The following is a 13,212-nucleotide window of genomic DNA, read 5'->3' on the forward strand; positions in this document are numbered from 1 at the left end:
CACCGTGTCAGCACAGTTGCCACGCGCCGATGAGGTCGCTCACCGCACGGGGCGCGGGCCCGGCCCGCTCGCGCACGGGCCGCTCACCCGTGGCGCGACGTCACTCCCACTCGATGGTGCCCGGTGGCTTCGACGTCACGTCGAGGACCACCCGGTTGACCTCCGGGACGGAATTGGTGATGCGGGTCGAGATGCGGGCGAGCACGTCGTAGGGCACGCGCGACCAGTCGGCGGTCATCGCGTCCTCGCTCGTGACCGGTCGGAGCACGATCGGGTGTCCGTACGTGCGGCCGTCGCCCTGGACGCCGACCGATCGGACGTCGGCGAGCAGCACGACCGGGCACTGCCAGATCGCCTCGTCGAGGCCGGCGGCCGTCAGCTCCTCCCGGGCGACGAGGTCGGCCGCGCGGAGGATCTCCAGTCGCTCGCGCGTGACCTCGCCGACGATGCGGATGCCGAGGCCGGGCCCCGGGAAGGGCTGGCGGGCCACGATCACCTCGGGGACGCCGAGCTCGCGACCCACGGCGCGGACCTCGTCCTTGAACAGCAGGCGCAGCGGCTCGACGAGCTCGAACGTCATGTCCTCGGGCAGGCCGCCCACGTTGTGGTGCGACTTGATGGTCGCCGCGCCCTCGCCGCCGCCGGACTCGACGACGTCGGGGTAGAGGGTGCCCTGGACGAGGAACCGCACCTGCTCGCCCTGCTGCCCCGCCTCGGCCACGATGCCCGCCGCGGCCTCCTCGAAGGTGCGGATGAACTCCCGGCCGATGATCTTGCGCTTCTCCTCGGGGTCGGTCACCCCGGCGAGCGCGTCGAGGAACGTCTCCGAGGCGTCGATGACCCGCAGGTCGACGCCGGTCGCTGCCACGAAGTCCCGCTCGACCTGCTCGGCCTCGCCGGCGCGCATCAGCCCGTGGTCGACGAACACGCAGGTCAGCTGGTCGCCGACGGCCCGCTGGACGAGCGCGGCTGCGACGGAGGAGTCGACGCCGCCGGACAGGCCGCAGATCACGCGGGCGTCGCCGATCTGGCTGCGGATGGCCTCGACCTGCTCGGCGACCACCGAGCGGGCCGTCCAGTCGGCGTCGACCCGGGCCCCCTCGCGCAGGAAGCGGGTGAGCAGGGTCTGGCCGTGCTCGGTGTGGTGGACCTCGGGGTGCCACTGGACGCCGTAGAGCCGCCGGTCGGTGTCCTCGAACGCCGCGACGGGCGCGCCGGTCGAGGTCGCCAGGACCTCGAACCCGTCGGGCGCCGCGGAGACGGCGTCGCCGTGGGACATCCACACGGTCTGCACGTCGGGCGAGCCGGCCAGCAGGGTCGAGCCCTCGCGCTCCTCGCCGACGCGCACGACCGTGCCGCCGTACTCGCGCTCGCCGGTGCGGTCGACGGTCCCGCCGAGGGCCTTGGCCATCGCCTGGAAGCCGTAGCAGATCCCGAGGACCGGCACCCCGGCGTCGAACAGGGCCGGGTCGACCCCCGGGGCGCCCTCGGCGTAGACCGAGGACGGCCCGCCCGAGAGGATGATCGCCGCGGGCTCCCTGGCGAGCATGTCGTCGACCGAGGCGGTGTGGGGCACCACCTCGGAGAGGACGTTGGCCTCACGCACGCGCCGCGCGATGAGCTGGGCGTACTGGGCCCCGTAGTCGACGACGAGGACGGGGCGGTGGTTCGTGGTGCCGGCGGTGTCCGGCGCGTCCGTGGTCACCGGCCCAGGGTAGTCCGGCGCTCGGCGACGACCCGCGCACGGCCGGTGACGGCGGGCAGGTCGGCCTCGACCCAGTGGTGGGCCTTCCGCTCGAGGACGAACGACAGGACGGGCACGACGCCGGCGGCGACGAGCGCGACCATCCGGCCCAGCCCCCAGCGCATGACCGACCACAGGTTGAGGACGGTGGCGGCGTAGACCACGTAGATCCAGCCGTGCAGGATCGCGACCCATGCGCCCATGACGGGACGCGCCGTCCACCACTTCGACTCGTCCTCGTACCCGGCGGCGCCGAACACGTACTTCAGCACCATCTCGGCGGTGAGGACGAGCAGCATCACGCCCGTGACGAACGCCATCGCGCGGTACCAGCCGAACGCGCGGTGCGCCCTGGTCTCGGCCACCTCGGCGGCGGCCTGGCCGGCCGCGCGCGCCTCGGCCGACGTGGTGGTGGGCCCTGTCTCCGACATGCCTCCATTGTCCCTCCTCGACGAGGTGGGGAGGGTGAGTCGGCGGTCACCCCAAATGCCGTGGCCGGTGTCGGGGCCGCGGCGTAGCGTCCGGACGGTGCTGACCATGCCCACCGACCACCCCGGGTCGCCGCCGCTCACGGGTGCGAACGCCTTTCTCGCCTGGCTGGCCCGCAGGCAGCGGCTCACGCTGCTGGTGGCCGTCCTGTTCGGCGTCGCGCGCAACGTCGCGACGGCCGGGATCCCGCTCGTGCTCGGCCGGGCGCTCGACACGGGCCTGACCGACGGACTGTCGGCGGCCACCTGGTGGGGCGCGGGTGCCGTCCTGCTCGTCGGCGTCGCCGCCGCGCTCACCTCGGCGTACGGGCACCTCTTCGAGACGATGAGCTGGGTCTACGGCACCTTCCACACCGGCCGCCTCGTGGGTCACCACGTCACGCGGATCGGGCCGAACGTCACGCGCAACGCCGCGACCGGGGAGGTCGTCGCGAGCGTCACGAACGACACGTTCCACATCGGCAACGTCTTCGAGATGGCCCAGCGGTTCGTCGGGTCGCTGGCCGGCGTGCTCTTCGTCGCGGTCGTGCTCCTGCAGACCTCGGTGCAGCTCGGGCTCGCCGTGCTCATCGGCATGCCCGTCGTCTCCGCGGCCGTGGCGCTCCTCGTCCGGCCCATGCAGCGGCGCCAGTGGGCCCAGCGCGAGGCCCAGGGCCGCCTCGGCGCGCTCGCGACCGACACCGTGGCCGGCCTGCGGGTGCTTCGCGGCATCGGTGGCGAGGACGTGTTCACCGACCGGTACGCGACCCGGTCGCAGGAGGTACGCGCCGCCGGGGTCTCCGTTGCGACGATCGCCGCGCTCATGCGGGGTCTGCAGGTCCTGCTGCCCGGCCTCTTCGTCGCCTTCGTCGTCTGGTTCGGGGCGCACCTGGCCCTGAGCGGCGACATGTCGCCGGGCGACCTCGTGGCCCTGTTCGGCTACACCACCTACCTCGCGGCCCCGCTCCAGGCCTTCACCCAGTTCGTCCAGCTCCTCGTCCGCGCCCGCGTCGGCGCCGACAAGGTCATCCGGGTGGTCGGCACCGGACCGTCCGCCGGCACGCTCGCCGAGTCCGAGGCGGCCGACGACCGCCCGTGGCCCGGACCCGCACGATCCGGGGCGGGCCTCACCGACCCCACGTCCGGTTTCGCCGCCGAGCCCGGGACGTTCGTCGCCGTGGTCTCCGACCCGCCGGAGGACGCGAGCGCGCTCGCCGCCCGCCTCGGCCGGCTCCTCGACCCGGACCGCTCGGACCTCGGGCTCGTGGACCCCACCCTCGTCCCCGACGCCACCGACCCGCTGCCGGGCACGGACCGCGCCACCGCGCCCCCCTCCCCCGTGCTGCTCGACGGCACGCCGGTCGACGAGCTCGCCGTGGCCGAGGTGCGCGAGCGCGTCGTCGTGGCCGGCTCGAGCCCCGAGCTGTTCGCGGGCACGCTGCGCGAGACCCTCGACGTGCGCGACCGCGGGGACGACACCGCGCTGCTGGACGCCCTCGCCGCGGCCGACGGCCAGGACGTCCTGGACTCCGTCGGCGGCGCGCTCGACGGCGAGATAGCGGAGAAGGGCCGCTCCCTGTCGGGCGGTCAGCGCCAGCGCGTGGCACTGGCCCGGGCCCTGCTCACGGAGGCCCCGGCGCTCGTGCTCGTCGAGCCGACGTCAGCCGTGGACGCCCACACCGAGGCGCGGATCGCCGCGACGCTGGTGCGACGTCGCGCCGGCCGCACGACCGTCGTCGTCACCTCCTCCCCGCTCGTCCTCGAGCACGCCGACGACGTGGCGTTCCTCGACGGCGGTCGGGTGACCGTGCAGGCCCCGCACGCCGAGCTCGCCCGCCGCGCCCGTGAGGGCGACGCCGCGGCGCGCCGCTACCGCGCCGTCGTCACCAGGTCCACCGCCGACGACGAGCAGGAGGCCGTGCGATGAGGCTCCCCGTCGCCGACACGCGCACGACCGCCCGGCAGGGCCTGCGCTTCCTGCGCGCCCACGCGGGCCAGCTCGCCGTCGTCGTCCTCGTCCAGTCGCTCGCCGCCGTCGCGGCGCTCGCGATGCCCTGGCTGCTCGGCCGGCTCGTGGACTCGGTGGCCGCCGGGACCGTCGCCGCCGAGGTCGACGAGACGGCGCTGTGGCTCGTGGCCGCCGTCGTCGCGCAGACCCTGCTCGCGGCCTGGGCGCACCGTGCGTCGCTCGTCCTCGGCGAGCAGCTGTTCGCCGAGCTGCGGGAGGACTTCCTGCGCACCGTCACCCACCTGCCGCTGTCCACGGTCGAGCGCGCCGGCACGGGCGACCTGCTCGGCCGGACGACGAACGACATCGACCGCGTGCAGTGGGTGCTGAGGTTCGGGATCCCGGCGCTGCTCGTCGGGGCCACGACCGTGGTCCTCACCTACGGGGCCGCGTTCCTCGTGGACTGGCGGGTCGCGCTCGGCATGCTCGTCGGCCTGCCGCTGCTGTGGTGGAGCGCCCGTCGCTACCTGCGCCGCGCCATGCCCGCCTACCTCGCCGACTCTGCCGCGTTCGCGGACATCAACGGCGTCGTCACCGAGAACGTCGAGCAGGCCGGGACGGTCGACGCCCTCTCGCTCGGACGGCAGCGCCGCCGACGCTCGGACGGCGCGATGGCCGAGGCCTGGCACTGGGAGGTCGTCACCATCTGGCTCCGGGTCCACCTGTTCCGCAGCCTCGAGCTGAGCTTCGTGCTGCCGCTGGCCGCGGTCGTCGTGTGGGGTGCGCTGCTCATCGAGCAGGACGTCGTCACCATCGGCGCGGTGACCACCGTGGCGCTGTACGCCATGCAGGTGCGGGCACCGTTCACCGAGCTGCTCATGTGGATCGACGAGCTGCAGGTGGCCGCCGCGTCCCTGGCCCGCATCTTCGGGATCTCGCTCGTCGAGCCCGACCGGACCGTCGGCGAGCAGCGCCCCCGCGGCGCCGAGATCAGCGCGCGCTCCGTGCGCTACGCGTACGTCGAGGGCAAGGACGTCCTGCACGGCATCGACCTCGACCTGCGGCCCGGCGAGCGCCTGGCGATCGTGGGCCCCTCGGGCGCGGGCAAGTCGACGTTCGGCCGCATGCTCGCCGGCATCCACCCGCCCACCGGCGGTGCGGTGACCGTCGGCGGGGTCCGGCTCGTCGACCTGCCCGAGGAGGAGCTGCGGCGGCAGGTCGCGCTGGTCACCCAGGAGCACCACGTGTTCGTCGGCACGCTCGCCGACAACCTGCGGCTCGCGGACGCCGGCGTGGACGAGGCCGGGATGCGCCGCGCGCTGGACGCCGTCGACGCCCTCGACTGGGTCGACCGGCTCGAGCTCGGGCTGGAGACCGAGGTGGGCTCCGGGGCGCTCGAGCTCACACCCGCGCAGGCCCAGCAGCTCGCGCTGGCGCGGCTCGTGCTCCTCGACCCGCACACGCTCGTCCTCGACGAGGCCACCTCGCTGCTCGACCCGCGCGCCGCGCGGCACCTCGAACGGTCCCTGGGCAACGTGCTCACCGGGCGCACGGTCGTCGCCATCGCGCACCGACTGCACACTGCGCACGACGCCGACCGGGTCGCCGTCGTCGAGGACGGCCGGATCGTCGAGCTCGGCCCGCACGACGAGCTGGTCGCCGCCGGCGGCGAGTACGCGGCCCTGTGGGCGAGCTGGCAGCAGGACTGAGCGCAGGCCGGCAGTCAGTCGGCGGTCGCTCGGCCGACTGATCCGTCGCCCGCCGACACGAGCCGGGCGTCGGCGTCTGCCTCGGCGTCGGGCCCGACCGGCTCCGCGTCGAGCAGCTCCTCGTCGCGGCGGTCGAGCGCGTCGTCGCGGACGAGGCGCCACCAGAGCCACAGCGCGAAGCCGCCGAAGACGAGCCACTCGATCGCGTACGCGAGGTTCTGGATGTTGAGCCCGGTCTCGACCGCGATGGTCGGGTCCGGCGCCTGCTCGAGCGCGTCGTCGGCGCCATGGAGCGGGACCCAGCCCTCACCGTCGTGCGCGCCCTGGACGAGGTAGCCCGAGAAGGTCGGACCGCCCCACTCGCCGGCGAGGCCGGGCGTGGAGATGGACAGGGCGGTGCCGGGCGCCGCGTCGCCCGTGCGCTGCGCCTCGGAGTTCGACAGGTGGCCGGTCACCGTGACCTCCCCGTCCGGGACGTCGAGCGCCGCCGGGTCGGCAGGTTGCGCCCCGGCGTCGGTCACCGAGACGTCGTCGGCGGGGAGCCATCCGCGCAGGACAGGGATCATCGCGCCGGCGTCGGGACCGTCGGTCAGCCGCAGCGCCGTGACGACGAGGACCGCGGGCTCCCCCTCGACGGCACGGTCGACGACGAGGACCTGGTTCTCGGGCTCCCACCGCCCGATGACACTCACTCCGGTGGCGTAGACGTCGGAGGAGAAGCTCGACTGCGCCCGCAGGGCGTCGTCCAGCGGCACCGGGTCGGCCTCGAGCGTGGCGGCGTGCTCGGCGATCGCGCGCTCGGCCCCCCGCAGCGAGGCCCGGTCGAGCTGCCAGGCGGCGAGCTGCACGCACACGACGGCGGCCGCCAGGAGCAGCACGAGGAGCCCGACCATCCGCAGCGAGAAGGCCGAGCGCCACAGCTCGCGGGCCGAGACCTTCGGGCGAGGCGCCCGGCGACGACGTGTGCGGCCGGCGGAGGCGTCGGGCGCGGGGGCGGTGTCCGCGGCGATGGCGGCGGGGTCCCGGTCCGGCGCGATCCCGCGGGCGGGAGGCGGAACGGGGTCGTCCCCGTCGCCGCCGGTCGCGGCGTCCTCCGCCGCCTCGTCGTCGCCACGGCCGGGCAGGGCCGTCGCCAGGCCGCCACGGGCGCCGGTGCGCCCCGGCTCACCGCCGGTACGCCCCGACCCGCCGGGTAAGCGCTCGGCGACAGGGTCCATCGTCCCAGGGTAGGCGAGCACAGGCACTGTTGACTGAGCCGGCCGACGCGCGGACGCCGCCGATCTGGAAGCATCGAGGCTGCGTCCCGTCCTCCCCAGGACTGCGTCCCGTCCTCTCCCGTAAGGAGCCCGGAGCATGACCCAGAGCCTGTACATCGCCTCGATCGAGGGGTTCACGGGAAAGTCACTGGTCGCGCTCGGCGTGGTCGACCAGCTCGCCCGGCGCGCGTCCCGGGTCGGCGTCTTCCGGCCGCTCGTGGAGTCCCGCGAGGAGCGCGACCCCGTCCTCGAGCTCCTGCTCGAGCACGACGCCGTCGACCTCGGGTTCGACGAGTGCCTGGGCGTGACCTACGACGAGTGGTTCGCCGACGAGGAGGCGGCGCTGACGACCATCGTCGAGCGCTACCGGGCGGTGGCCCGGCAGACCGACGTCGTCGTGGTCGTGGGCTCGGACTACACGGACGTGACGACGCCGACCGAGCTCGCGTCCAACGCGCGGATCGCGGCGAACCTCGGGGCGCCCGTGCTCCTGGTGGTCCGCGGTCTCGGGCGCAGCGTCGACGAGATCCGCCAGGTCGTCGGCGTGGGCACCAACGAGATCACCCAGGGGCACGCGACCACGGTCGGCGTGGTCGTCAACCGGTGCGAGGCCGACCGGGTCGAGGAGGTCCGCGCAGCGTTGAAGGACGAGCCCCTGGACACCGGCGTCCTGCCCGAGATCCCCGTGCTGTCGGCGCCGACCGTCGACGAGGTCCGCGAGGCCCTCGGGGGACGCCTGTACATGGGCGAGCCCGACCTGCTCTCCCGCGAGGCCGAGCACATCCTCGTCACCGGGATGAACGCCGAGCACATCATCGAACGGCTGCGCGAGGGCACGCTCGTCATCGCGCCCGCGGACCGGGTCGATGCCGTCCTCGCCGTCATCGCCTCCCACGCGGCCGACGGCTTCCCCTCGCTGTCCGGGCTCGTGCTCAACGGCGGTCACCTGCCCAGCGAGCAGCTACGGCAGCTCATGTCGGGCCTCGTCGACCGGCTCCCCGTCATCACGACCGAGGACGACACGTTCGAGACGGCGCTCAAGGTCTCCGGCACGCGCGGCGTGATGTCCCGCCACACCCAGCGCAAGAGGGACCTCGCGCTCGGCGTCGTCGAGCAGAACCTCGACGCCGACCGGCTGCTCGGGCTCATCGACGTCCCGGCCAGCGAGGTCGTCACGCCGCTGATGTTCGAGGCGACCCTGCTCGACCGCGCGCGGTCCGACCGGCAGCACATCGTGCTCCCCGAGGGTGACGACGACCGGATCCTCCGCGCGGCGTCGACGGTGCTCTCCCGCCAGGTCGCGGACCTGACGATCCTCGGCAAGGAGTCGGAGGTACGGGCGCGGGCCGCCGAGCTCGGCCTCGACATCGACGCCGCGCGCGTCGTCGACCCGGCCACCTCGGAGCACGTGGAGGAGTTCGCCGCCGAGTACGCCCGGCTGCGCGAGCACAAGGGCATGACGCTGGAGCGGGCGCGCGAGGTCATCACCGACGTCTCCTACTTCGGCACGCTCATGGTCCACCTCGGGCTCGCGGGCGGGATGGTCTCCGGCGCCGCGCACACCACCGCCCACACGATCAAGCCGTCGTTCGAGATCATCAAGACCCGGCCGGGCGTCTCGATCGTCAGCTCGGTGTTCTTCATGTGCCTCGCGGACCGCGTCCTCGTCTACGGCGACTGCGCCGTCAACCCGGACCCGACGGCGGACCAGCTCGCCGACATCGCCATCAGCTCGGCGGACACCGCAGCGCAGTTCGGCGTCGACCCGCGCATCGCGATGCTCTCCTACTCCACCGGCGCGTCCGGCGCCGGCGCCGAGGTGGAGAAGGTGCGCTCGGCGACGGACACGGTGCGGGAGCGGGCCGCCGAGCTCGTCGTCGAGGGCCCCATCCAGTACGACGCCGCCGTCGACGCCTCCGTGGCCTCGAAGAAGCTGCCCGGCAGCGAGGTCGCGGGCCGGGCGACGGTCTTCATCTTCCCCGACCTCAACACGGGCAACAACACGTACAAGGCGGTCCAGCGCTCGGCCGGGGCCGTCGCCGTGGGCCCGGTCCTGCAGGGCCTGCGCAAGCCGGTCAACGACCTCTCCCGCGGGGCACTGGTCGGAGACATCGTCAACACCGTCGCCATCACGGCCGTCCAGGCCCAGGCGCAGAAGGAGAACGCATGAGCGGCACCGTCCTCGTCGTCAACTCGGGATCGTCGTCGATCAAGTACCAGCTGGTCGACCCCGACACCGCGGACGTCGTCGCCTCCGGCCTGCTCGAGCGGATCGGCGAGGTCTCCGGGCACCTGCGGCACACGACCGGGGACGGGACCACCGAACGGGACCTGCCCGTGCCGGACCACACCGCCGGGCTCGCGGCGGTGCTGGAGGCGTTCGACGAGCTCGGGCCGGTCCTCGCCGACGCCGGGATCCGCGCGGTGGGCCACCGGGTCGTCCAGGGCGGCGCGGAGTTCTCCGGCCCGGTCGAGCTCGACGACGACGCCGTGGAGCGCATCGACGCGCTCTCCCCGCTCGCCCCGCTGCACAACCCCGGCAACGTCGCCGGCATCAGGGTGGCGCGCGAGCTCGTGCCGGACGTCCCGCACGTGGCCGTCTTCGACACCGCGTTCTTCGCCGACCTGCCGGCGGCCGCAGCCACCTACGCGCTCGAGCGGACCACCGCCGAGCGGTACGCGGTCAAGCGCTACGGGGCGCACGGGACCTCGCACGAGCTCGTATCAAGGGCCGTGAGCGAGCGCCTCGGGCGCGACGACCTGCGCCAGATCGTCCTGCACCTGGGCAACGGGGCGTCGGCGTCGGCGGTCCGCGCCGGACGAGCGGTGGACACGTCGATGGGACTCACGCCGCTGGAGGGCCTGGTCATGGGGACCCGCACCGGGGACATCGACCCGGCGGTCGCCTTCCACCTGCACCGGGTCGGCGGGCTCGACGTGGCCGAGATCGACGACCTGTTCAACAAGCGGTCCGGCCTCAAGGGCATGACCGGGCACAACGACATGCGTGAGGTCCGCGAGCTGGCCGGAGCCGGCGACGCCGACGCCCGGCTCGCCCTCGACGTCTACGCGCACCGGCTGCGCAAGTACATCGGCGCGTACGCGGCCGTCATGGGCGGGCTCGACGCGGTGACGTTCACCGCCGGCGTGGGCGAGAACGACGCCCTCATCAGGGCCGAGGTCCTCGCTCCCCTGGCCTTCCTCGGGATCGAGCTCGACGACGACGCGAACACCGCGCGCTCGGGCGAGCCGCGGGTGATCTCGACGCCGGGCTCGGCCGTGACGGTGCTGGTGGTGCCGACGAACGAGGAGCTGGCGATCGCTCGGCAGACGATCGAGGTCAGCGGCGCCTGACCGACGCCGTCGACGGCAGCCCCGCGCCGAGCTGGACCAGAGGCCCTCGAGATGGACCGTGCAGAGGTCCATCTCGAGGGTGTCGGGTCCAGCGCGGCCCGGACGGAGGCTCAGGCCTGGTTCGGGCCCGTCATCGTGCGGACGTCGAGGAGCTCGTCGAGCTGGGTCTCGGTGATCTCGCCGCGCTCGACGTAGCCGAGGTCGCGGGTCGCCTCGCGGATCGTCAGGTCCGCCGCGACCGAGTGCTTGGCGATCTTCGCCGCCGCCTCGTAGCCGATGACCCGGTTGAGCGGGGTGACGATCGACGGCGAGGACTCGGCCAGCCGCAGGCAGCGCTCCTCGTCGGCCTCGAGCCCGTCGATGCAGCGCTCGGCGAGCACGCGCGAGACGTTGCCGAGGATCGTCATCGACTCGAGCAGGTTCTGCGCCATCACCGGCAGCATGACGAGCAGGTCGAAGTTGCCCTGCGCACCGGCGAAGGCGATGGCCGCGTCGTTGCCGATGACCTGGGCGGCGACCATGACGGCCGCCTCCGGCAGCACCGGGTTGACCTTGCCGGGCATGATCGAGGAGCCGGGCTGCAGGTCGGGCAGGCGCAGCTCGCCCAGGCCGGTGCGGGGCCCGGAGCCGCCCCAGCGGATGTCGTTGGCGATCTTCGTCAGGGAGACGGCGGTCGCGCGCAGGGCGCCGGAGGTCTCCACCGCGGAATCGAGCGCGGCCTGCGCCTCGAAGTGGTTCGGCGCCTCGGTCAGCGGCAGCCCGGTGTTCTCCGCGATGAGGGAGATGACGCGGGGCGCGAACCCCTCGGGGGTGTTGATGCCGGTCCCGACGGCGGTGCCGCCGAGGGGGAGCTCGGCCAGCCGCGGCAGGGTCGCCTCGATGCGGGAGATGCCGTTGCGGATCTGCTGGGCGTAGCCGGAGAACTCCTGCCCGAGGGTGATCGGGGTGGCGTCCATGAGGTGGGTGCGGCCCGACTTCACGACGTCGGCGAACTCGCTCGCCTTGCGCTCGAGGGACTCGGCCAGGACGGTGAGGTTCGGGATGAGCCCGGTGGTCGCGAGCCCGACGGCGGCGATGTGGATCGCGGACGGGAAGGTGTCGTTCGACGACTGGGACGCGTTGACGTGGTCGTTCGGGTGCACCGCGAGGCCCGAGTCGCGCGAGGCGATCGTGGCGATGACCTCGTTGGTGTTCATGTTCGAGCTCGTGCCGGAGCCGGTCTGGAAGACGTCGATCGGGAACTCGCCGTCGTGGTCCCCCGCGACGACCTGCTCGGCGGCCGCCACGATCGCGGCGGAGACGTCCTTGTCGATGACGCCGAGCTCCGCGTTGGCGATGGCCGCCGCACGCTTGATCTGCCCGATGGCGTGGATATGCTGCGGAGTGAGGGTCTTGCCCGAGATCGGGAAGTTCTCCACGGCCCGCTGCGTCTGCGCGGCGTACAGGGCGTCCGCCGGGACGCGCACCTCGCCCATGGTGTCGTGCTCGATCCGGAACTCAGTCACGTCGTCGTCTTCCTCTCGCTGCGCCGGTCACGGGCGCGACCGCGCGCCCGCCGCGCACAGTGTCCCACCGGCAGCGGCACCGGGTGCGCCGCCCGGCTCAGGACGCCTGGTACGGCGAGACGACGACCTCGACCCGCTGGAACTCCTTGACGTCGGAGTAGCCCGTCGTCGCCATCGCACGCCGCAGCGCACCCATGAGGTTCACGGTGCCGTCCGCGCGGTCGGAGGGCCCGTGCAGGATCTCCTCGAGCGTCCCCGCAGTGCCGACCTGGACGCGCGCGCCCCGCGGCAGCTGCGGGTGGTGGGCCTCGGACCCCCAGTGCCAGCCCCGGCCGGGCGCCTCCTCGGCGCGGGCGAGCGCGGCCCCCAGCATCACGGCGTCCGCACCGCAGGCCACGGCCTTGACGAGGTTGCCGGCGTGCCCGACCCCGCCGTCGGCGACGACGTGGACGTACCTGCCGCCCGACTCGTCGAGGTAGTCGCGACGGGCGGCGGCGACGTCGGCGATCGCCGAGGCCATCGGCACGTGGATGCCGAGGGTCTGACGCGTCGTGGAGGCGGCGCCGCCGCCAAAGCCGACGAGCACGCCGGCCGCGCCGGTGCGCATGAGGTGCAGGGCGGCCGTGTAGGTGGCCGCGCCTCCGACGAGCACGGGGACGTCCAGCTCGTAGATGAAACGCTTGAGGTTGAGCGGCTCGGCCGCCGACGACACGTGCTCGGCGGACACGGTGGTGCCCCGGATGACGAACAGGTCGACGCCGGCCTGCACGACCGTGCGCCAGTGCTCCTGGGTGCGCTGCGGGGACAACGAGCCGGCGACCGTCACACCGCTCGCCCGGATCTCCTTGAGGCGGGCCGTGATGAGCTCGGCCTTGATCGGCTCGTCGTAGATCTCCTTCATCCGGTTGATCGCGGCGTCGGCGTCGAGCCCGGCGATCTCCGCGTAGAGCGGTTCCGGGTCCTCGTAGCGTGTCCACAGGCCCTCGAGGTCGAGGACCCCGATGCCGCCGTGCCGGCCCAGGGCGACGGCCGTGGCCGGCGACATCACCGAGTCCATCGGCGCCGCGAGCACGGGGATGTCCACGTGGTAGGCGTCGATCTGCCAGGCGATCGACACGTCCTCCGGGTCGCGCGTGCGTCGGGAGGGCACGACGGCGACGTCGTCGAAGGAGTATGCGCGGCGGCCGCGCTTGCCACGTCCGATCTCGATCTCGATGCTCACGTGTGGA

9 protein-coding genes are annotated in these 13,212 nt (G+C 73.6%); 4 read left to right on the forward strand and 5 right to left on the reverse strand.

Going from position 1 to position 13,212, the window contains the following annotated elements; translation table 11 throughout:
- Positions 1-100: 100 nt before the first annotated feature.
- A complete protein-coding gene (gene guaA, locus ACPYO4_RS05815; protein ID WP_425708273.1) occupies positions 101-1,705 on the reverse strand; it encodes a glutamine-hydrolyzing GMP synthase in 1,605 nt (534 codons plus the stop codon).
- Entirely contained in the window at positions 1,702-2,175 is a 474-nt protein-coding gene (locus ACPYO4_RS05820; RefSeq protein ID WP_425708274.1) for a DUF3817 domain-containing protein, read from the reverse strand. Before ACPYO4_RS05820 ends, guaA begins: the two co-directional genes overlap by 4 nt.
- Before the next feature lie 106 nt (positions 2,176-2,281).
- Here ACPYO4_RS05820 and ACPYO4_RS05825 point away from each other — a divergent pair, with 106 nt between their 5' ends.
- Complete coding sequence (locus tag ACPYO4_RS05825; RefSeq protein ID WP_425708275.1) at positions 2,282-4,138, forward strand: ABC transporter transmembrane domain-containing protein; 1,857 nt, start codon at positions 2,282-2,284, stop codon at positions 4,136-4,138.
- Positions 4,135-5,868, forward strand: a complete 1,734-nt coding sequence (locus ACPYO4_RS05830) for an ABC transporter ATP-binding protein (protein ID WP_425708276.1) — start codon at positions 4,135-4,137, stop codon at positions 5,866-5,868. Before ACPYO4_RS05825 ends, ACPYO4_RS05830 begins: the two co-directional genes overlap by 4 nt.
- Positions 5,869-5,882: 14 nt before the next feature.
- Here the strand turns inward: ACPYO4_RS05830 and ACPYO4_RS05835 are convergent, their stop codons facing one another.
- Positions 5,883-7,085 (reverse strand): SURF1 family protein, encoded by a 1,203-nt coding sequence (locus tag ACPYO4_RS05835; protein WP_425708277.1) that lies wholly within the window; start codon positions 7,083-7,085, stop codon positions 5,883-5,885.
- A gap of 136 nt (positions 7,086-7,221) precedes the next feature.
- On the opposite strand from ACPYO4_RS05835, the gene pta reads away from it, so the two are divergent.
- Positions 7,222-9,294, forward strand: coding sequence for a phosphate acetyltransferase (gene pta, locus ACPYO4_RS05840; RefSeq protein WP_425708278.1), 2,073 nt, complete (start codon positions 7,222-7,224; stop codon positions 9,292-9,294).
- Positions 9,291-10,478 carry an acetate/propionate family kinase gene (locus ACPYO4_RS05845; RefSeq protein WP_425708279.1) on the forward strand — a complete coding sequence of 396 codons (1,188 nt, stop codon included), beginning with the start codon at positions 9,291-9,293 and terminating at the stop codon, positions 10,476-10,478. The genes pta and ACPYO4_RS05845 overlap by 4 nt, the downstream gene beginning before the upstream one ends.
- Positions 10,479-10,588: 110 nt before the next feature.
- Here ACPYO4_RS05845 and ACPYO4_RS05850 read toward each other — a convergent pair whose 3' ends face one another.
- Positions 10,589-11,983 (reverse strand): class II fumarate hydratase, encoded by a 1,395-nt coding sequence (locus tag ACPYO4_RS05850; protein ID WP_425708280.1) that lies wholly within the window; start codon positions 11,981-11,983, stop codon positions 10,589-10,591.
- A gap of 97 nt (positions 11,984-12,080) precedes the next feature.
- A complete protein-coding gene (locus ACPYO4_RS05855) occupies positions 12,081-13,205 on the reverse strand; it encodes a GuaB3 family IMP dehydrogenase-related protein (protein WP_425708281.1) in 1,125 nt (374 codons plus the stop codon).
- Between the last annotated feature and the right edge of the window lie 7 nt (positions 13,206-13,212).

It is taken from the genome of Georgenia sp. Z1491, assembly GCF_049856175.1.
Taxonomy (GTDB): Bacteria; Actinomycetota; Actinomycetes; order Actinomycetales; family Actinomycetaceae; genus JB111.